At 59.0% G+C, this 21249-nt stretch carries 13 protein-coding genes and 3 rRNA genes (1 of these 16 only partly in view); 6 read left to right on the forward strand and 10 right to left on the reverse strand.

The annotated features are described in order from the left end of the window. The 3 genes from BLU52_RS25670 to rrf (BLU52_RS25680) all read left to right on the forward strand — a co-directional run. A 23S ribosomal RNA gene (locus tag BLU52_RS25670) occupies window positions 1–2401 on the forward strand (it extends 493 nt beyond the left edge of the window). Between the two features lie 151 nt (window positions 2402–2552). Continuing rightward, window positions 2553–2668: ribosomal RNA gene (gene rrf / locus BLU52_RS25675) — 5S ribosomal RNA — on the forward strand. A gap of 105 nt (window positions 2669–2773) precedes the next feature. After that, window positions 2774–2889 (forward strand): 5S ribosomal RNA (gene rrf / locus BLU52_RS25680). A gap of 70 nt (window positions 2890–2959) precedes the next feature. On the opposite strand, the gene BLU52_RS25685 is transcribed toward rrf (BLU52_RS25680), so the two are convergent. From BLU52_RS25685 to BLU52_RS25700, 4 genes are all read right to left on the reverse strand, one after another. Next, entirely contained in the window at window positions 2960–4138 is a 1179-nt protein-coding gene (locus BLU52_RS25685; protein WP_090288054.1) for a PepSY-associated TM helix domain-containing protein, read from the reverse strand. 77 nt (window positions 4139–4215) lie between these two features. Further along, complete coding sequence (locus tag BLU52_RS25690) at window positions 4216–6720, reverse strand: TonB-dependent siderophore receptor (RefSeq protein ID WP_090288056.1); 2505 nt, start codon at window positions 6718–6720, stop codon at window positions 4216–4218. Window positions 6721–6807: 87 nt separating this feature from the next. Next, window positions 6808–7809, reverse strand: a complete 1002-nt coding sequence (locus BLU52_RS25695; protein WP_090288058.1) for a FecR domain-containing protein — start codon at window positions 7807–7809, stop codon at window positions 6808–6810. Continuing rightward, window positions 7809–8309: a sigma-70 family RNA polymerase sigma factor gene (locus BLU52_RS25700; protein WP_090288060.1), complete on the reverse strand. Its 501-nt coding sequence runs from the start codon at window positions 8307–8309 to the stop codon at window positions 7809–7811. The genes BLU52_RS25695 and BLU52_RS25700 overlap by 1 nt, the downstream gene beginning before the upstream one ends. 311 nt (window positions 8310–8620) lie before the next feature. Here BLU52_RS25700 and BLU52_RS25705 point away from each other — a divergent pair, with 311 nt between their 5' ends. Beyond that, window positions 8621–10501: a methyl-accepting chemotaxis protein gene (locus BLU52_RS25705; RefSeq protein WP_090288062.1), complete on the forward strand. Its 1881-nt coding sequence runs from the start codon at window positions 8621–8623 to the stop codon at window positions 10499–10501. Between the two features lie 142 nt (window positions 10502–10643). On the opposite strand, the gene BLU52_RS25710 is transcribed toward BLU52_RS25705, so the two are convergent. The 5 genes from BLU52_RS25710 to BLU52_RS25730 form a co-directional block, all read right to left on the reverse strand. After that, window positions 10644–11111, reverse strand: coding sequence for an SRPBCC family protein (locus tag BLU52_RS25710; protein ID WP_090288063.1), 468 nt, complete (start codon window positions 11109–11111; stop codon window positions 10644–10646). Between the two features lie 23 nt (window positions 11112–11134). After that, window positions 11135–14524 (reverse strand): amino acid adenylation domain-containing protein, encoded by a 3390-nt coding sequence (locus BLU52_RS25715; protein ID WP_090288065.1) that lies wholly within the window; start codon window positions 14522–14524, stop codon window positions 11135–11137. 13 nt (window positions 14525–14537) lie between these two features. Continuing rightward, entirely contained in the window at window positions 14538–15467 is a 930-nt protein-coding gene (locus tag BLU52_RS25720; protein WP_090288067.1) for a diiron oxygenase, read from the reverse strand. Beyond that, on the reverse strand, window positions 15464–16237 hold the full coding sequence (locus tag BLU52_RS25725) for a DUF3050 domain-containing protein (protein WP_090288070.1): 774 nt from the start codon (window positions 16235–16237) through the stop codon (window positions 15464–15466). The genes BLU52_RS25720 and BLU52_RS25725 overlap by 4 nt, the downstream gene beginning before the upstream one ends. A 741-nt stretch (window positions 16238–16978) precedes the next feature. Beyond that, the gene (locus tag BLU52_RS25730; RefSeq protein ID WP_090288072.1) at window positions 16979–17689 is read right to left on the reverse strand and encodes a GntR family transcriptional regulator; all 711 of its coding nucleotides are present in this window, start codon (window positions 17687–17689) and stop codon (window positions 16979–16981) included. A gap of 195 nt (window positions 17690–17884) precedes the next feature. On the opposite strand from BLU52_RS25730, the gene lapG reads away from it, so the two are divergent. Further along, window positions 17885–18577 (forward strand): cysteine protease LapG, encoded by a 693-nt coding sequence (gene lapG / locus BLU52_RS25735; RefSeq protein WP_090288073.1) that lies wholly within the window; start codon window positions 17885–17887, stop codon window positions 18575–18577. A 14-nt stretch (window positions 18578–18591) separates the two neighbouring features. Continuing rightward, window positions 18592–20538: a cyclic di-GMP receptor LapD gene (gene lapD, locus BLU52_RS25740; protein WP_090288076.1), complete on the forward strand. Its 1947-nt coding sequence runs from the start codon at window positions 18592–18594 to the stop codon at window positions 20536–20538. A 228-nt stretch (window positions 20539–20766) separates the two neighbouring features. On the opposite strand, the gene BLU52_RS25745 is transcribed toward lapD, so the two are convergent. Then, window positions 20767–21105 carry a tryptophan synthase subunit beta gene (locus tag BLU52_RS25745; protein WP_090288078.1) on the reverse strand — a complete coding sequence of 113 codons (339 nt, stop codon included), beginning with the start codon at window positions 21103–21105 and terminating at the stop codon, window positions 20767–20769. Window positions 21106–21249: the final 144 nt, after the last annotated feature.

A 21249-nucleotide genomic window follows, 5' to 3' on the forward strand; every position in this document is an offset into this window, starting at 1 on the left:
ATAGATCCTGAAACCGTATGCGTACAAGCAGTGGGAGCCCACTTTGTTGGGTGACTGCGTACCTTTTGTATAATGGGTCAGCGACTTATTTTCAGTGGCGAGCTTAACCGAATAGGGGAGGCGTAGCGAAAGCGAGTCTTAATAGGGCGTCTAGTCGCTGGGAATAGACCCGAAACCGGGCGATCTATCCATGGGCAGGTTGAAGGTTAGGTAACACTGACTGGAGGACCGAACCGACTACCGTTGAAAAGTTAGCGGATGACCTGTGGATCGGAGTGAAAGGCTAATCAAGCTCGGAGATAGCTGGTTCTCCTCGAAAGCTATTTAGGTAGCGCCTCATGTATCACTGTAGGGGGTAGAGCACTGTTTCGGCTAGGGGGTCATCCCGACTTACCAAACCGATGCAAACTCCGAATACCTACAAGTGCCGAGCATGGGAGACACACGGCGGGTGCTAACGTCCGTCGTGAAAAGGGAAACAACCCAGACCGTCAGCTAAGGTCCCAAAGTTATGGTTAAGTGGGAAACGATGTGGGAAGGCTTAGACAGCTAGGAGGTTGGCTTAGAAGCAGCCACCCTTTAAAGAAAGCGTAATAGCTCACTAGTCGAGTCGGCCTGCGCGGAAGATGTAACGGGGCTCAAACCATACACCGAAGCTACGGGTATCATCTTAGGATGATGCGGTAGAGGAGCGTTCTGTAAGCCTGTGAAGGTGAGTTGAGAAGCTTGCTGGAGGTATCAGAAGTGCGAATGCTGACATGAGTAACGACAATGGGTGTGAAAAACACCCACGCCGAAAGACCAAGGTTTCCTGCGCAACGTTAATCGACGCAGGGTTAGTCGGTCCCTAAGGCGAGGCTGAAAAGCGTAGTCGATGGAAAACAGGTTAATATTCCTGTACTTCTGGTTATTGCGATGGAGGGACGGAGAAGGCTAGGCCAGCTTGGCGTTGGTTGTCCAAGTTTAAGGTGGTAGGCTGAGATCTTAGGTAAATCCGGGATCTTAAGGCCGAGAGCTGATGACGAGTTACCCTTTGGGTGACGAAGTGGTTGATGCCATGCTTCCAAGAAAAGCTTCTAAGCTTCAGGTAACCAGGAACCGTACCCCAAACCGACACAGGTGGTTGGGTAGAGAATACCAAGGCGCTTGAGAGAACTCGGGTGAAGGAACTAGGCAAAATGGCACCGTAACTTCGGGAGAAGGTGCGCCGGTGAGGGTGAAGGACTTGCTCCGTAAGCTCATGCCGGTCGAAGATACCAGGCCGCTGCGACTGTTTATTAAAAACACAGCACTCTGCAAACACGAAAGTGGACGTATAGGGTGTGACGCCTGCCCGGTGCCGGAAGGTTAATTGATGGGGTTAGCTAACGCGAAGCTCTTGATCGAAGCCCCGGTAAACGGCGGCCGTAACTATAACGGTCCTAAGGTAGCGAAATTCCTTGTCGGGTAAGTTCCGACCTGCACGAATGGCGTAACGATGGCGGCGCTGTCTCCACCCGAGACTCAGTGAAATTGAAATCGCTGTGAAGATGCAGTGTATCCGCGGCTAGACGGAAAGACCCCGTGAACCTTTACTATAGCTTTGCACTGGACTTTGAATTTGCTTGTGTAGGATAGGTGGGAGGCTTTGAAGCGTGGACGCCAGTTCGCGTGGAGCCATCCTTGAAATACCACCCTGGCAACTTTGAGGTTCTAACTCAGGTCCGTTATCCGGATCGAGGACAGTGTATGGTGGGTAGTTTGACTGGGGCGGTCTCCTCCTAAAGAGTAACGGAGGAGTACGAAGGTGCGCTCAGACCGGTCGGAAATCGGTCGTAGAGTATAAAGGCAAAAGCGCGCTTGACTGCGAGACAGACACGTCGAGCAGGTACGAAAGTAGGTCTTAGTGATCCGGTGGTTCTGTATGGAAGGGCCATCGCTCAACGGATAAAAGGTACTCCGGGGATAACAGGCTGATACCGCCCAAGAGTTCATATCGACGGCGGTGTTTGGCACCTCGATGTCGGCTCATCACATCCTGGGGCTGAAGCCGGTCCCAAGGGTATGGCTGTTCGCCATTTAAAGTGGTACGCGAGCTGGGTTTAGAACGTCGTGAGACAGTTCGGTCCCTATCTGCCGTGGACGTTTGAGATTTGAGAGGGGCTGCTCCTAGTACGAGAGGACCGGAGTGGACGAACCTCTGGTGTTCCGGTTGTCACGCCAGTGGCATTGCCGGGTAGCTATGTTCGGGAAAGATAACCGCTGAAAGCATCTAAGCGGGAAACTTGCCTCAAGATGAGATCTCACTGGAACCTTGAGTTCCCTGAAGGGCCGTCGAAGACTACGACGTTGATAGGTTGGGTGTGTAAGCGCTGTGAGGCGTTGAGCTAACCAATACTAATTGCCCGTGAGGCTTGACCATATAACACCCAAGCAATTTGAGTCGAAGAGACCAGATTGCGGTGTGTGAAGACGAAACGAACCGAAAGTTCGAAACGCACAAACACCGAAAGCTGTCACATACCCAATTTGCTGAAGCGAGGCCATCTGGTCACGACTCAGTACCCGAATTTCTTGACGACCATAGAGCGTTGGAACCACCTGATCCCATCCCGAACTCAGCAGTGAAACGATGCATCGCCGATGGTAGTGTGGGGTTTCCCCATGTGAGAGTAGGTCATCGTCAAGATTAAATTCCGAAACCCCAATTGCGAAAGCAGTTGGGGTTTTGTTTTAGTAGAAGTTCCTGTTTTTGCTGGCTTGTTACCGTGTTGACGGGCCAGATAAAGAATTTCTTGACGACCATAGAACATTGGAACCACCTGATCCCATCCCGAACTCAGAAGTGAAACGATGTATCGCCGATGGTAGTGTGGGGTTTCCCCATGTGAGAGTAGGTCATCGTCAAGATTCAATTCCGAAACCCCAATTGCGAAAGCAATTGGGGTTTTGTCTTTTCCGCAACCCGGAAACTCAATGATCAAACGGGTCTGCGTGCCTTGCTGATGCGTCGAGCCTGCCATTTGCGCCACCAGATATAGACGCCGGTTACCGACAAGCCTGCAATCATGACGCCTAACACTGCGATGATGATTTGCCCGGTAACCCCGAAGATCCGTCCGCCATGTATCGGAAGTTGCAATCGGTAGAACTGCTCGCCCAATGTTCCCTGTCCCGCTATCTCCTGCCCTAACAATCGACCGTCAGTACCATGAAAGAACAGCCAGGATTTGCCATGCGCTTCGGTGTCATGCTGCCCGAATCCGGCACCGTAAAAGTTGTATTCAAAGCTGTAATACAGTTCACCAATCGGTGCTGTCAGCCCTAGCCTTTTTCCTTCTTGCAACGCCATTTCGTATGCCTGTTGATAACTTAACTGCGTCGCGCCCAGTTCATCTGCGGGCATTCGTCCTCGCGCCTCGTAGACGCTCGGTTCGATCGGCGAAAATAACGACACGGCGGGCTTGAACACCTGACTGGGCAAGTTCATGGCCACGCTGCTGACAGCGATCGGCAGCAGCAACAACCACAGCCATAATCCCCCGGCGCGGTGCAGATCGAAGTTGAGCCGATAAGCGTGTCCGCCCTTTACTTTCCAGGCAGTCGACCACTTCTTCCAGAATGGCTTTCCCCGCGGCAACGTCAGCCAGAGGGCAACGAAACAATCGATCACCCAGGCAACCGCCACCAAGCCCATCAACCACAATCCCCAGTTGCCTGGCAACGTCAGGTTGTAGTGGAACTCGAGAATGAACGGGATGAGATTCTCTCGTTGAAAACAGCATTCGCCCCAATAGCGCTGACCCTTCTGCTCGGCGTTCACCGGATCCAGATAGAACACCTGATTGCGCTCATCGTATGGCTTGCCGGTCGCCGGGTTATTGCGCGCAACTGCGGCCAGCAACGCCGTATGGCCGACCTCGTCTGGATACTCCATGTACCAGACTTGCAGCGTCGGATGTGCCTTCTGTACAGCGTCAACCAAATCACCGGGAGGCAATCGCTCGCCCACTGCAGGCGCCGCATACAATTGCGGATTCAACCACTCGTCCAGCTCATGATTGAACGCCAGAATGCTGCCCGTCAGTCCGGCCAGCAACAAAAAGACCGCCGTCGCCAAACCGATATAGCGGTGCAACAACACGAGAAAAGCACGCATGAGAAACCCCCTGCAAAAACGACGAAGCCAGCGCCTGATAGCTCAGGCGCTGGCTTTTTCATGCACGAAACAAATGGTTAGAACTGGTAGCTGACCGTCGCCGCGACATTGCGCTCTTCGCCCATGTAGCAGAAGTTCAGGCTGGCACAGGAAGCCACATAGGATTCGTTGGTCAGGTTGTTTGCATTCAGGCGTACGTCGACGCCTTTCAAACCGACCTTGCCCAAGTCATAACCAATCGAGGCATCGAACAACGTATAGGAAGGCACCTTCAGGGTGTTTTCCGCATCGGCCCAGCTGTAGCCGACATAACGAACCCCACCACCCAGGCGCAAGCCATCGAGTGCGGCATTGTCGAATTTATAGTCTGCCCACAACGAGGCCATGTGCCGCGGCGCCTGGGTCGGTGAGTTGCCCTTGTTCTCGATAACGTCGGTTGGGGTGCTCAGGGTGCTGATCATCGACTTCGAATACTCAATGTCGGTAAAGGTGTAACTGCCGAGGAGTTTGAGGTTGTCGGTCAGTTGCGTGTGCGCTTCCAGTTCCAACCCCTGGGAGCGAACAGCCCCTACCGCGCGGTAGAAGTTTTCCTGCGGCAGCTTGGTCGCGAGGTTCTCCTGATCGATGCGAAACAGCGATGCAGTGAACAGGTTGTCGGTGCCCGGCGGCTGATACTTCAAGCCGATTTCCCATTGCGTGCCGTCGGTCGGTGCCAGCGGATTGCCGGCGCTGTCGGCGTAGGAGTTCGGGTTAAACGATTCCGAGTAGCTGATATACGGCGCCAGGCCGTTTTCGAACAGATACAGCGCACCGGCGCGACCGGTCAGTTTGGTGCGTCGATCGTTGATCTCGGTGCCGGCAGGGCGTCCTGCTTCGGCGATGCGGTTTTCGTCAGATGTCTCGACCCAGTCCTGACGCAGGCCCAGTGAGAAACGCCACTGGTCCATCTCGATCAGGTCTTGCAGGTAAACCCCGGTCTGCTCCAGGCGTCGCAGATAACTGGTCTCGCCGTACATATCGATGACCGAGTTGCCGTACATCGGATTGAAGGCGTTGATCGGAGCAAGACCGCCGCTGGTCCAGTCGACCACGGTTTTGCGCCGCTGATAGTCAGCGCCCAGCAGCACCGTATGCTTCGTCGCACCGGTAAAAAACTCGGCCTGGAGCATGTTATCGACGATGAACGCATGCAGGCGTTCATCACCGCCAGTGTAGTAGCGGTTCAGCTCGTTACTGGTCGGCGAAGTCCAGCCATAGGCGTAGACCTGATCCATGTTTACCTTGGAATCGAGGTAGCGGAAGTTCTGGCGCGCGGTGAAGACGTCGTTGAAGCGATGCTCGAATTGATACCCGAAGGATTGCTGGTCGCGCGAATAACCATCGATACCCGGCTCACCTTCAAAGAAATCCGTCGAGATACGCTGGCCGTTGCGCTGATGGATCGTGCCATCCGCCGGCACGCCGCCATGGTAGCCGCCATCCGGGTCGTGTTGCAGATAAGCCTGCAGTGTCAGCGAGGTGTCTTCGCTGAAGTCGATGCTGAGGGTCGGCGCCAGGGCGTAGCGCTTTTCCTTGTTGTGGTCGAATTGCGTGTCGGAGCGATCCGTTAAACCGGTCAGACGATAGGCAATGCGCTTGTCGTCATCGACTGGGCCGCTGAAGTCAAAACCGAACCCGCGTTGTCCCTGATTACCCACCGTGGCCTGTACTTGATGATAGGCCTCGTACAGCGGCTTCTTGCTCGTCAGCGCGACCAGACCGCCGGGTGAGCTGCGGCCATACAGCACCGAAGACGGGCCCTTGAGAATATCCACTCGCTCGAGGAAATACGGGTCGACTTGCAGGGTGCTGTAAGTACCGCTGTCACCCATCGACTTGAGACCATCGAGATAAATGTTATCCACCGAGCCATCGTTGAAACCGCGCATCGCCACGTAGTCGTAACGATGAGTCGCGCCATACGGATTGGTCAGCACGCCCGGGGCGTAGCGCATGGCCTGAGAGACGGTCTGTGAGCCTTGGTCATCCATTTGCTCGCGCGTGACCACGGACACGCTTTGCGAAGTCTCGAGCAATGCGGTACTGGTCTTGGTGGCGATCTGGCTGTGAGTAGCGTTGTAGCCCGCCATGCTGCCCAGCGCGTTGCCGAGGGCGAAGCCTTTGATGTCGGTGGTCGGCAGGGCCAGCGCTTCGCTCTCGGCGAGCGGGCGCAGGATGTAGCGGCTGCCATCCTGGCTGACCGCTTCCAGACCCGAGCCGCCGAGCAAATGGCTCAGCGCCTGATCGGTGGAATATTCGCCCCTAACCCCCGGTGAGTGGCGGCCCTGAGTCTGTTGCGGGGTCATCGACAAAGTGATGCCCGCCTGACGCGCAAACTGATTCAGCGCCTCGGCCAGCGGCCCCGCAGCGATGTCATAGCGCGGGCTGACCGCACCGGCAGTGACGTCGGCAGCGAGGCTCACGCCTGGCAATACACCCACACTCAGCGCGGTAGAAAACAGCGCGGCGCGAACGGCGTGCTGCAGCAGGCTCGATTCAATGGTGAAATTCAGAGAGTTCTTACAGTGGGCGCGGACAGTCATTGTGGGTTTCCGTAGGAAGTCGCAAACGCTTGGATTGAAGTGCTTACTGACTAAGCCGAAGCCCTTGCGAAAACCCGCCAAAAAATTTCACACCGCACGTTCCACGTTTACCCACCAGCGTGTCCGGTAGCGCAATTGCACCGGCAGGGTCTGCGGCAGTACCGCCAGCAGTTTGTCCGTGTCCTCCAGTCGGAACACCCCGGACAGGCGCAGGTCGGCTATCTGCGCTGCGCAATTGAGCACACCCTGACGGTAGCGCCCGACTTCATTGAGGAAATCACCGAGGCGCATATTGCGCGTGACGATCAAACCGTCGACCCACGCGCCGGCGTCCATATCCGGTGCCGGCACCGGGCGAATCTGCAGGTGGTCGATGCGGTAGCTCTGGCCGGCGACGGCTTCGACCGAATTACCGCCGGAAACAATGGCAACGCGGCCGCTGGTCACAGTGAGCCGGCTGCAATCGTTGTCCTGACGCAGAATGAAGCGAGCGCCAATGGGCGCATACGTAGCGTGACGGCTTTGCACGCGCAGCGGGCGATCGAACGGCGCGCCTTCGTCGGAGCCGCCACAGCTGACGATGATCTCGCCGCGAGTGAGTTTGATCAGCCGCTGCTGCGCCGTGTATTGAAGATCCACCGCGCTGGCCGTGTTGAGTTCGATGCGCGTGCCATCGGGTAATTGAAAACCGCGCTGCTCACCGGTCGCGGTGGCGTAATCGGCGCTCCATTGCTGCCAGGCCCCGCTGTCCTTGGCCAGCCACGCGGCGGAGCCCAACAGCAATGCGCCTGAGAGCAACTTCAAGGCCTGCCGCCGGCTGAGACCTTGCGCACTGTTTTCCAGCGTATTGAACGCCACTTGCGCGCCGGGCACCGCACGCAGGTTGCTGCTCAGTTCGGCTTGCAGCGACTGCACACGCTGCCAGGCCAGTTCGTGTTCATGATGTTCGGCCCGCCATTGTTCGCACTGGCGACTCAGCCGTGGATTGCCGTGGTTGTTGCGCAGGCGCAGCAGCCAGTGAATGGCTTGTTTGACCACTTGCGGTGGCGGCTCGGCGCGGCGGCCAAGTGCAGCGTTGTCCAGCGGCATCAGTGCGCGTACCGCAAGACATAACAGTGATACAGCGCTTCGGCAACGTAGCGTTCCACCGAGCGCAACGACAGCCCCATCTGCTCGGCGATCTGCTTGTGGGTCAGACCTTCGCACTGCGCCAGCAGAAAGGCCTGACGGACCTTCGGTTTCAGTCCTTCAAGCATGCGCGCGATGCTTTCCAGCAGTTCGATGATCAGGGAGCGGGCTTCGCTGCCTGGCGTTTCGGCTTCGGGCAAATCGGCGATGGTTTCCAGGTACGCACGCTCGATTTCTTCGCGGCGCCAATGATCGATCACCAAGCCACGAGCGATGGTGCGCAGGAACGCGCGAGGGGCTTTGAGCTCCAGGCGTTCGCTGCGTTGCAGCAGGCGGACGAAGGTGTCCTGTGCCAGATCCGCCGCATCCGCTGCGTTGCCCAGCCGCATGCGCAGCCAGGTGTTGAGCCAGCCGTGATGACAACGATAAAGCGTCTGTACCGCAAACTCGGGGGAGGACATGAACGCGACAGCCCGGACGTCACAAATGATAATTAGTCGCATTGTCTTCAAGGATCGCAGAGTTTGCAACCGCTGCTCACGCAACGCGCGGAAAAATCTTCCCCCAGCCGCTCTGGCCCGCCGTTCGGCGGGAATCCGACAGAAACGCGATCCATTTCCAACGCAACCCTAAGATTTCTCCCACGCGTGCCGACAGACTGGTGAGACATGCGTGCACCAAAGTAGAGCGGCCGGAAGAACGCTGCCTACGCTGTACATGGAATGTTGCATCCGGAACGCATCCCCACTTTTGGCATAAGAAGTCCCATGAAATGAATTTAAAGTTCAGCCATAAAATTCTGCTGGCCGCCTCGGGCGTCGTGGTCCTGGCGTTCGCGCTGTTCACGCTCTACAACGACTATCTGCAGCGAAGCACCATTCGCCAGAACCTTCAGTCTTCCGTTCAGCAGGCCGGTGATCTGACCGCCAGCAGCGTGCAGAACTGGATGAGCGGGCGGATTCTGGTGCTGGAAAACCTCGCGCAGAACGTCGCTCATCAGGGCAAGGACGCCGATCTGCCGGGGCTGGTCGATCAGCCGGCCTTCACCTCGAATTTCCAGTTCACCTATGTTGGCCAGGCCAACGGTGTGTTTACCCAACGCCCGGACGCGAAGATGCCGGACGGCTACGATCCGCGTCAGCGCCCCTGGTATAAGCAAGCGGTGGTCGCGGATAAAACCATGCTGACCCCGCCGTACATGGCCGCGGTTGGCGGGCTGGTAGTGACCATTGCCATGCCGGTGAAAAAGAACGGTGAATTGCTTGGCGTAGTCGGTGGCGACCTGAGTCTGGAAACCCTGGTCAAGATCATCAACTCGGTGGACTTCGGTGGCCTTGGCCATGCGTTCCTGGTCAGCGCGGACGGTCAGGTGATCGTCAGCCCGGACAAGGATCAGGTCATGAAAAACCTGAAAGACATCTACCCGAACACCAGCGTGCGCATCGAGAAGGGCAACCAGAACGTCGTGCTCAACGGCGAGGAGCGGATTCTGTCGTTCACCCCGGTCAACGACCTGCCGAATGCGCAGTGGTACATCGGTCTGTCGATCGATCACGACAAAGCCTACGCGGCGCTCAGCCAATTCCGCACCTCGGCGCTGATCGCGATGTTTGTCGCCGTGGCCGCGATTGCGTTGCTGTTGAGTCTGTTGATCAACGTCTTGATGCGACCGCTGACCACCATGGGCCGTGCGATGCAGGACATCGCTCAGGGCGAAGGCGATCTGACTCGCCGCCTCTCGGTAGAAAGCAAAGACGAATTCGGCGAACTGGGCAGTGCCTTCAACCAATTCGTTGAACGGATTCACGCGTCGATTTCCGAAGTGTCCTCGGCCACCCGTCATGTGCATGACCTGTCGCAACGGGTCATGGCCTCGTCGAACGCCTCGATCGTCGGCTCTGACGAACAAAGCGCGCGCACCAACAGCGTCGCGGCTGCCATCAATCAATTGGGTGCTGCCACCCAGGAGATCGCCCGCAACGCTGCCGATGCTTCGCAACACGCCAGCGGCGCCAGCGAGCAGGCCGACGACGGACGCCAGGTGGTCGAGCAGACCATTCAGGCGATGACCGAGCTGTCGCAGAAGATCAGTCTGTCGTGCACGCAGATCGAAACCCTCAATGCGAGCACCGACAACATCGGCCACATTCTCGATGTGATCAAAGGCATTTCGCAGCAGACCAACCTGCTGGCGCTCAACGCGGCGATCGAAGCGGCGCGTGCCGGTGAGGCCGGGCGTGGTTTTGCGGTGGTAGCGGACGAAGTACGTAACCTTGCCCATCGCACTCAGGAATCGGCGGAAGAGATCCACAAGATGATCACTTCGCTGCAGGTCGGCTCGCGTGAAGCGGTGACCACGATGAATGCCAGTCAGGCGTCCAGCGAGCAAAGCGTGGAAGTGGCCAATCAGGCCGGTTTGCGCCTGGTCAGCGTGACCCAGCGCATCGGCGAAATCGACGGCATGAACCAGTCGGTGGCCGCGGCCACGGAAGAGCAGACCGCCGTGGTCGAAACCCTCAACGTCGACGTCAACCAGATCAACCTGTTGAACCAGCAAAGCGTGGCCAACCTCAACGAGACGTTGAAGGATTGTGATGCGTTGTCGCAGCAGGCCAACCGGTTGAAGCAGTTGGTGGACAGCTTCAAGATCTGACCTCAAATCAGGCCGCGTTATCGTTCATCGCGAGCAGGCTCACTCATACAAATTGACCGGTTTTTGTCTGAAGGAACCCGGTCAACTGTAGGAGTGAGCCTGCTCGCGATAGCGGTCTAAAACTCACCGCCCGACTCAAGCCTTAAACAAACAGCTTCAAAACATTCCCCATCGCATCATCAGCAAACCCCTGCACAAAATCCCTGAACCCCGGCAGCGCTTCCTCCCCGCCCGACGCCGGCTCGGCAATGATCGTCCAGGTTGCCCGCGATTGCCCTTCGCCCAGCGCCTCGACATTCATCGCCGCCCACAGATTCGCCACGCCCAAGGTGTTGTAGATCGTCGTCCAGGTCATGCTCCGTGCCTGCTCATCGCGGGAGTTGAGTTGCTCGACTACAACGTTGCCGTCCTTGAAGATTTTCTTGCGCAGCGAGGACACGCCTTCGCCGGTCATTTCGATGTGCGACAGCACCGGAATGAAACGCTCGAAAGCGCCAAAGTTGCCGACCACTGCCCAGACTTGCGCCGCGTCCGCCGGCACTTGCACCGAAGACACGACGTGGCAGCCGTGGGGGTTTTTGATCAGGGTGTCCGGTTGCAGATTGCTCATGGTGGTGCTCCTTTCATGTTGCGTCAGATGAAGTTGATTTCTTTCAGGTAATCGCAGCCGCGGCGCAGCAGTGCCGGGGATTTCTGTGGGTAATGCGCGCCCATCTGCTGCACGCCGGCTTCAGCGTTGGCGTGGCCGATCAGGGAGATGTCGCCGATGTCTTCTTCGAAGCCGTTGAGGTAGAAACCGAGCACGCCGAACAGCGCGTTGTCGGCGTCGACCCGGCTCAGCTGCTGTTGCCAGTCGGCGACGCTGACCAGCGAAAACTCGCTGCCGTTTTCGCGGAACGAAGCGACGTAGGCGTCCCAGCTCAGCGGCTCGGGGTTGTGCAGGTTGAACACCGCACGGTCAGGCGAATAACGGCTGGCATGGAAGGCGATGAAGCGGGCCAGGAAGTCCACCGGCATCAGATCGAAATTCAACGCGAAGGCCGGGACCTGGCCGAGTTGAATCGAACCCTTGAGCATCAGCATCAAACGGTTCTTGTGCGGCTGGCAGACGCCGCTCAGGCTGTTGAAACTGATGTTGCCGGGGCGATACACATTGACCCGCACGCCACGCTCTCGGGCCCTTTCGAGAATGCGCTCGCCAACCCACTTCGACAGGTTGTAGCCGTTGCGGATGTAGATGGGTGGCGTCGTCGCGGCCGGCAGTTCCAACACGCGACCCGCGTCATCGACGCTGCTGGACGCCGACAATGTCGAGACGAAGTTGAAGACCTTTTTGCTTTGCCCTTCGCACAGGCGCAGCAGGGCGAAAATCGGCTCGACGTTGTCCGCTGCCAGCGACTCGTAATCAAGCACATGGTTGACGTTGGCGGCGTTGTGCACCAGTGCGCCGAACTCATGATCGAGGCGCTGATGATCCGCGTCGCTCAGGCCCAGTTGCGGGCGTGTGAGGTCCGCCTCATAGACCCGCACGCGACTCAGATCCAGGTGCTCCAGGCGATTCTCGCGCAACGCTTGGGCAAAGCGCTGCGCTGCCGTTTGCCCGCCACCGTCACGCACCAGACAGGCGACTTCGCTGGCGCCCCAACCGAGCAGCGCTTCGACAATATGCACGCCGACAAAACTGTTGGCGCCGGTGACGATGACCTTGTGCACATCGCCCATGCGGCTGATCGGCAACGCCTGGATATCCAGCGTGCGTTCGGCGTCAGCCATGGCCTGAGCGCTGAGCACGGCGCTGTCATCGGTGCCGCGCACCAGGGTTGCGAGCTTGGCGATGGTCGGCTGTTCGATGAAGCGATTGATCGAAATGCTGCGGCCGAATTCTTCACGCAAGCGCAGCAACATTCGCGACAGCAGGATCGAATGGCCGCCCAGATTGAAGAAGCTTTCATCGGTGGAAATATCGCTGCCCGGCAGCTCCAGCAACTCGGCCCAGATTTCCAGCAGCAGCGCTTCGTCGGCAGTGACCGGCAGGCATTTCGGCCCGCTGTCCCGCATGCTCACGGGCATTTCCAGCAACGCCTTACGGTCGACCTTGCCGTTGCTGGCGGAGGGCATGCCGGGGAGTTCAGTCCACGCCACCGGTTGCATGTAGTCCGGTAGAAATTGCCGGGCGTGAGCCTTCAGTTCGTCGCGGGCAGTCGGCGATTGCGGCTGAGCGAGAAAGGCCAGAATCCTGCGCTGACTGTCGATCACTACCGCCACTTGCCGGTACAACTGGCTCTCGCGCAGGCAGCGTTCGATCTCCTCCGGCTCGACCCGGAAACCGCGGATCTTCACCTGATTATCGCGCCGCCCACACAATTCGATACCTTGCTCGCCCCACCGCGCCATGTCGCCAGTGCGGTAGGCGCGCAGTGTCTGGCCGTCCGGCAGATTCAGGCGCAGATAGCGCTCGGCCGTCTGCTGCGGATTGTTCAGATAACCGAGGCAGACGCCGGGGCCGACGATGAACAATTCGCCAACGGTGTTCTCCGCCACCGGTTGCAGATCGTCATCAAGAATCAACACCTGGCTGTTGGCGATCGGCGCGCCGAGGCTGCGGTTGCTGTCGCCCGGTTGCAGTTGTCGCGCGGTGATCAGCACGGTGGCTTCGGTCGGACCGTAAAGGTTGTGCAGGGTGCCCTGACGGGTCAGTTGCTCGATGACGTACGGCTCGCAGACGTCGCCGCCGGTCATCACCTGCACGCCTTCGAGTTGCTCCAGCGGCAGAATGCTCAACAGCGCTGGCGGCAGGAAGGCGTGAGTCAATTGCCGGCGCCGGATCAGCGCCACCAGTTGCAACGGATCGCGCCGTTGCGTGTCGTCGGGCACCACCAGTTCGGCGCCGCTGAGCAAAGTCGCAAAGATATCGATCAGCGACGAATCGAAGCTCAGCGAGGAGAACTGCAGCACTCGGCTCTCGGCCTGCAACTGCGCGTAATCGGCGTACCACGCCGTGAAATGCGCGAGGTTGGCCTGGCTGAGCAACACACCTTTCGGGTGCCCGGTGGTACCGGAGGTGTAGAGCGCCATACAGGGTGCATCGAGCTCGGGGCGCTGACGCATCAACGGCAGGTCGAGATCCGCTGCGGCGCTGTCGATGAGACTGACGTCCAGCCCGGCCAGGCTTTCGCTGAGCGGTTGCTCGCCGTCATGCAGCAACAGCAGCGCGCCGGCGTTTTGCGCAATGTACTGCTGGCGCGGCAACGGATGGCTCGGCTCCAGCGGCAAATACACGGCGCCGCTGCCGAGGATTGCCAGGATCGATGCGAACAGCTCGGGACTTTTCGGCAGGCAGACCGCGACGATCCACGGCTGCGGATGCGGCTCCAGCAACGCTTGCAGGCGCTGCTGAATCGCTCGGCTATGGGCGTGCAACTGGCGATAGCCGATGGCGCACTCGCCGAGGTGCAGCGCCGGCCGTTCAGCGTGCTGGATCAGGCTCTGTTGCAGACGCTCAATGACGCTCACTTGTGCCTGTTCCAGCAGCGCGGCATTCGCCGTGTCGTTGCGTCGATGGACGTAAGCCAGGCTGTCGAGAAAGCGCAGGTTTTCCATGCGCTCGAAATCCGGCGCGGTCAGCGGGGCGAGCTGTTGCAGATAGTCGCCGTCGCGCGACAGGCGACTGACCAGCAGCGCCACTTCATCGACCACATGCGCCAGAACTCGCTGGCGCAGTGCCTGACCATTGCCTGACGGCTCATCGCCGATCGGCACGCGGCTGATCAGTGACGAGCCGCGAAAGCACAGCAGGTCGAGGATCGGCAAACCGGCGCGAATCGCACCGACGCCCAGACGCAAATGCAGGTGCGGGATGGCGCAGCGATCGCCGGCGCCAATGAAGCCGTCGTCAATAATCAGATCCACCGGCGCTTGCGCAGCGGCGCTGCGTTGCACCGCGTGACCGTGTTGTTCAAATTCCAGCGCCAGATCGGTCATGGCCTGGCTGGCGCCAATCAGCAAAATGTCGAGACGTTTCATGAAGACCTCCTTGTCAAACCAGGTAGTCGCGCAGGGCGTGCTGCACGCAGGTTGCGTCGAGCAGCGAGCTGTTGTGGAAGAACCTGACGATATTGCCCACCAGCGGGTGATGGCGATTGATCGGGAAGGCCAGGCCGGCCATTTCCTCCCGGAGCGAACAGCGCGTGGCTTCGCTGACCGGCAGCGCATCGATCAGGCGCAGGTCGAAGGACTTCTGAATGTCGTTGGTCAGGTAGTGGCCGATGAACACCGGCAGAATCTGCGCGATGGTTTCGCGGTCGGCTTCGCTCGCGGTGTGCCAGTAGATACGCACCATGCGCGCCCAGAAACTCGAGTGGCGACCCTCGTCGAGCAGGTGATCGGCCATCAGCCCTTTGATCGATGGCTTGACCGTGTCGTCGCGGGCGAACGCGGCGACATCGCCGGTCACGGTGTTTTCCGCGATGGCCACACAAATCAGTTCTACGGCGCTGCGCAAATGCTCCGGCGCCAACGCCACGGCGGTGGGGATCGCCCGGCTCAGTTCGATCTGGTCGGGTAGCTGGATCGGTTCGATGCCAGTCATGGCGACCGTCTGCTGCATGAAATCCATCGCCACCAGCGCGTGGTAATCCTCATCGACCACCACGGTCATCGCGTCGTAACGGCAGGCGAAGGGGAATGCCACGGCGAAGCGATTCTTGGCGATGCTGCGCGCAGTTTTGTCGACGATTTCCGTCTCGAAAATCACCACATCGTTGATGAACTTGTACAGCGTCTGCACGAGGGCGAAATCACGTTGCTCTGGGCATTCGCGCAGGAAGGTTTCGCTGAGCACCAAGGGTTGGCGGCTGAGCGGATAGATCAGGCGCTCGTCGTCTTCCAGCACCCGGCGCGGCCGGGTGCGAATGGTCGCGCGCTGTTCCCAGGCGTCGGCGAAAGATTGATAGTCGGCAGCGTTCATTGGACCACCTCCGCCACCGGTTCGCGCATGCTCAGGCGCAGGCCGTCCCACAAAGCGATGCGGCTTTCCACGGCGGCGACGGCGCTGGCATAGACCTCCGTCTCGCGTTGCGGGTCGCCGTCGACCAGACGCTGGAGCAGGTGCTCGGCCGCCGGGCCGTGATCTTCGGAGTCGACCTCGATATGCCGCTGCAAGTAATAGCGAAAGGTCGGGGCCTGCTCGATGCCGATGCCCCAGTCATCAAGGATGCGCTGGAACATGCACGGAATTACGCTTTCGCGGCCGTGCAGAAACGCCGCAGCGACGCTGTGCCCCGGCGCATGCAGCGCTGTGTGCAAAGTGTCGCGGACGAACTGCGCGGCGGCCGGATCAACCTCGACGCTTCGCAGCGCGACGTCGTAGCTCACGCCTTCCTGTTGCAGCGCGACGAAACGTTCGACCGCTGTGGTGCTGGCGCCGATTTCGCGCATGGCGTCCAGGTACAACTCGAAGTGGCTGTAGTGCCCATCGACCAGGCGATCGTCCGACTCCTCGCCAAGCACGATTTCGTTGATCAGCCGGGCGGCCTGCGGATCGCGCGGTGGTAACCAGGGCAATCGGGTGCAGGTCAGTTCCTGCTGCAGGCGCTTGGTCAGCGACATGAAGTCCCACACGGCGAATACATGGGTTTCCATGAAACGACGCAATATTGATAACGAAGTGATCTCGGCAAAGATTGGATGATTGCTGAGTTCGACTTTCTTCAAGGCGAGTTGGTGCTTGGAAGGCATGATGACGTCCTTAATCATTGGGGTGAAATGGAACTGCTTGTGCAATTGCGCAGTTAATGCTGCGCCGGGTTAGTTGTGTGTCCGCATCAATTGAAGTTGGGTGCCGGTAAACAAACTGCCCGGCGTGTTTTTGCGCAAAGCCCTGCTATGCAGGCGTGCGGCCTGTGCGGTGCGCTACTTCATGGCGCCGCGTGCCGAAGCGAACACCAGGCTCAACTTCGGCGAAGAAAAACTAATACAGGAAGCAAACATTTAACAAGCGCAATTTTAATTAATTTAAGTTTGTTGTTTTTCAAGTGCGTAAAGTTTCAATAAGACTTTCGGGAAAAGTTTTATTTGGGCGTAGTTACTCCTTTCAGCCAATAACGGCCAAAATTGGATAACAAGAGTGAATGCCTCACTCGAAGCAACTTTTTATTGAAAAGAATTGATTGATTGATAGGGGATGAAAGTTGGCCGGGACCGGCGCCAGAACTTCCTTTTTCCCGTGACAAGGCTCCTTCCGTAGGTTCCTGTTGCGGGGACTGCACCGTCAGGTCGGCGCGTCCCCGTTCTGTATGGGGTGGCCGTTCAAGAGTGCGGGTAATTTGTCGCTACGGCTATGACCGATTCGTCGGTGCCAAGCCGTGAGGATTGGGCAGAACGGCGCAGGAGAGGGCGAGGGGGTGCGCGGACTCGCCCGCCGCGGGGCGGGCGATCGCTTGGGGATTTGTAAGCGGGTGATTCGCGGGAGTTACGGTCTCAGCGGGCAACCGAACGGCTTTGTGCCGCAGGTGTAGCGAGGTAGCGGGTGATGACCTCGACACCGCGGTTGAGGTGCTGCTCCAGCAGTTCGATAGACAGCTTGATGTCACGCTCGCGCACGGCTTGGAGCATCGCCCGGTGATCGTCCTGGGACAATTTGCCCAGGCCCATCGACTCAAGGTTGAAACGCAGGAAGCGCTCTTCTTCGTTAAGCCCGTCCTCGACGAGACGCAGCAGGCGTTTGTTCGGCGCTTTGCTGTACAGGGCCATGTGGAACAAACGGTTGAGCCGGCCGATTTCGGTGTAATCGTGCTGCGCTTCCAGCTCCTCGATATACGCGGCGGCCTGGGCGTGATCGGCTTCGGTCAGCAGCGGGATCGACTGACGCATGGCTTCGGATTCGAGCAGGATGCGCAACTCGTAGGTTTCGGTGGCATCGCCTTGAATCAACGGCGCGACCACTGCGCCTTTGTGCGTGGTCACACTCAGCAATTCCTGCGCTTCGAGCTGGCGCAAGGCTTCGCGCACGGGCATGCGGCTGACACCGAACAGATCCGCCAGATCCTGCTGGCGCAGCGCCGTACCGCAGGGCAATCGACCATCGAGAATCGCCGAACGCAACGTTTCTTCAATGACCGAACGGGCCAGATGCGCAGGAATCGGTCCGTCGACTTTAATGCTGTGCAGCGGTTTGGGCTTCTGTGTCACGACTACGCACCCTGTAGGTCGGTGATTTGGATCCAAATGACACTAGTGATTGCTCTACAGCTTGTCAAACCGTGTAGAAGAACGCGGTTACATTTACAGTTTAGCGTGCCAGTGATGATCTCATGGTGCCATTGTTTTTTAGCGGGCTAAGCTTCAACATCGAACGCTTCCCTTCCTGCCCTCTGGAAACCTGCTGTGGCGGTACGATTCGCGATCCCTCGGACGTTGCGCTGGTCAGGCTGCGCACTGCTGCTGGCCGGCGTCATGCTGGGCGGCCTGCATGCCGATTGGGATTTTTCCGCGATCAGCCGCAAGGCCACTGCGCTCTACGGGCCGCTCGGCGCCGGCCAGCAACGCATCGATGCCTGGCAGAATCTGTTGGCAACACAGCAGCAAGCCAGCGAAACGGACAAGCTGAAAGTGGTGAACCTGTTTTTCAACAAACAGGTGCGCTACGTCGAAGACATCGACCTGTGGCGGCAGGTCGACTATTGGGAAACCCCCATCGAAGCCTTGTGGAAGGGCGCCGGCGACTGCGAAGACTATGCGATCGCCAAGTATTTCAGCCTGCGCCACCTCGGGGTTTCCAGTGACAAGCTGCGCATCACCTACGTCAAGGCACTGCGCCAGAACCGCGCGCACATGGTCCTGACTTACTATGCGACCCCCGATGCCATGCCGCTGGTGCTCGACAGCCTGATCGATCCGATTCAGCCGGCATCGCAGCGGACTGATTTGCTGCCCGTCTACTCTTTCAATGCCGAAGGGCTGTATCTGCCGGGGGCCAAGGGCAACAAGAAGGTTGGCGACACCAAACGCCTGTCACGCTGGCAGGATGTCTTGAAGAAAATGCAGGCCGAAGGTTTCCCGGTCGAGACGACTAACTAGGAGCACGCGCTCAGATGTCTTTGTTCAAACAGCTGTTGATCGCTATCTGTCTGTTCCTGGTGGTCGCCTTCACCGGCAGCTTCATGGTCAGTCTGGAGAGCTCGCGTACCCAGTACGTCAATCAGTTGCGCTCCCACGCGCAGGACGCCGCGACGGCGCTGGCCTTGTCGCTGACGCCGAATATCGACGACCCGGCGATGGTCGAGCTGCTGGTCAGCTCGATTTTCGACAGTGGTTATTACGCCAGCATTCGAGTGGTCAACGTGAAGACCGATCAGACCATCGTCGAGCGCAGCGGCATTCCCGCCGTGAGCAATGTCCCGGACTGGTTCGTCAAACTCATCGGCCTGGAACCGGCCGGTGGCGACGCCTTGGTCAGCCGTGGCTGGGAGCAGGCGGCGCGGGTCGAGGTGGTCAGCCATCCGATGTTCGCCGTGGCCAAGTTGTGGCAGAGCGCGCTGGGCAGCCTCGGCTGGCTGTTGCTCTGCGGTGCGCTGAGCGCAGTACTCGGTGCGTTGCTGTTGCGTCGGCAGTTGAAGCCGCTGGATTACATGGTCCAGCAGTCCCACGCGATCGCCCGGCGCGAATTCCTCAGCCTGCCGGAGTTGCCGCGCACGCCGGAATTGCGCCGTGTGGTGCAGGCGATGAATCAGATGGTCGAGAAGCTCAAGGCGCTGTTTCAGGAGCAGGCCGAACGCAGTGAAAAACTGCGCGCCGAGTCCTATCAGGACAATCTTACCGGGCTGGCCAACCGGCGTTATTTCGAGATGCAGCTCAATGACCGCGTGAGCAATCCGGAGCAGGCCAGTTCCGGTTATCTGCTGCTGTTGCGGGTCAAGGATCTGGCCGGCCTCAACCAGCGCCTTGGCGGCCAGCGCACCGATGAATTGTTGAAAGCGGTGGGCGAGCAACTATCGCGCGAATGCGCCAAATACCCGGAAACCCAGAACCTGATTACGCGGATTCGTGGCGGTGAGTTTGCCGTGCTGGCGCCGGGGCTGGTCCGCGAAGAGGCGCTGCAACTGGCACAGAATCTCGACAGCGCGCTGAGCAGTCTGCATGCCACAGGCGCGACCGACGTCGCTGCGGTGGCGTCGATCGGTCTGGCGCCGTTTGCTCACGGCGATTCGCCGCAACAGGCCCTGACTCTGGGCGATCAGGCGCTGGCGCAGGCTGAAGGGCAAGGCGAGCAGAACTGGGCGTGCATCGATCAAAGCCTGACGGCGGATGTAGGCGATGATCACCACGCCTGGCATCGCTTGCTCGATCAGGCTTTGAATCAGCAGCGTTTCGAGTTGTATTTCCAACCGGTGGTAGCGGCGCAGGACACGCAACTGGTGCTGCATTACAAGGTGCTTTCTCGCTTGCTCGACGAGCAAGGCCAGACCATCCCGGCCGGGCGCTTTCTGCCGTGGCTGGAGCGCTTCGGCTGGACGGCGCGGCTCGACCGCCTGATGCTCGAGCGCGTGCTGGAGCAAATGAAAGAGCACGAAGATTCGCTGGCGCTGAACCTGTCCTCTGCGACCCTCGCCGATCCGCAGGCATTGAACAAGGTCTTCGAGATTCTCCGCGCACATTCCAACCTCGGTCCGCGCCTGACCCTGGAAATCGGCGAAGAGCAGTTGCCCGAACAAGCGCTGCTGGAGCAACTGACCCGACGCCTGCGCGAATTGGGCTTCTCCTTGAGCCTGCAGCGCTTTGGCGGTCGCTTCAGCATGATCGGCAACCTGGCGCGGCTGGGCCTGGCGTACTTGAAGATCGATGGCAGCTACATTCGGGCGATTGATCAGGAGAGCGACAAACGCCTGTTCATCGAAGCGATCCAGCGCGCGGCGCACAGCATCGATCTGCCGCTGATTGCCGAGCGGGTCGAGACTGAAGGCGAGCTGTCAGTGATTCGCGAGATGGGCTTGTATGGCGTGCAGGGGCAGTTGCTGGGTGAGCCGAAGCCTTGGCGGTGAGTCATCGCAAAAGCAACCCTCACCCTAGCCCTCTCCCAGAGGGAGAGGGGACTGACCGTGGGATATTGATGTAATACGCCGACCTGCAAGAACTCCGCTGAATCCATAATCGGCCCGATCTCTCAGGTCGACGTATAGCGCCAGACACCTCGGTCGGCGCCCTCTCCCTTCGGGAGAGGGGTGGGCGGGCGGCGTTCCGATGAGGGTAGGCTCTTGATTCCGGGTGGATTAGATCAACCCGCCCTCATCCTCATCGATCAACTGGCTCAACCCGCCCAGCGCCTCACGCGCCTGGTTGCGGTCCATCAGTTTGGCCTGGGCCGCGGGGGGCAGGTCGGTGACGCGGATCACGCCTTTTTGGGTCAGCACCTGAATCAGGTCGTCGAGTACCCGAATCATCTCGAAGTCGCTCTGCTTGAGCTGTTTGAGGCTGTTCTCCACGGCTTCGTTGGCGTACCACGCCTGGATTTCATGGTTGTCGGCCGGCAGCGTTTCCGTGGCTTCGGCGTACGCCGCAGCTTCCACGCGAATCAACTGGCCTTGCGCATCGCGTTGCACGTAAAACATTGAGCATCCCTCGGAAAAGAACCAGCGTCGTGCTGTCAGCAGCATAGCCAACTGTGCGCAAGTATGCGGTGCAACGATGAAATCGTCACCGGGGTGACTGACACAACGCAACGGCCGCCCCTGAGGGCGGCCGTTTTGTTTATG

The organism is Pseudomonas granadensis (genome assembly GCF_900105485.1).
Taxonomy (GTDB): Bacteria; Pseudomonadota; Gammaproteobacteria; order Pseudomonadales; family Pseudomonadaceae; genus Aquipseudomonas; species Aquipseudomonas granadensis.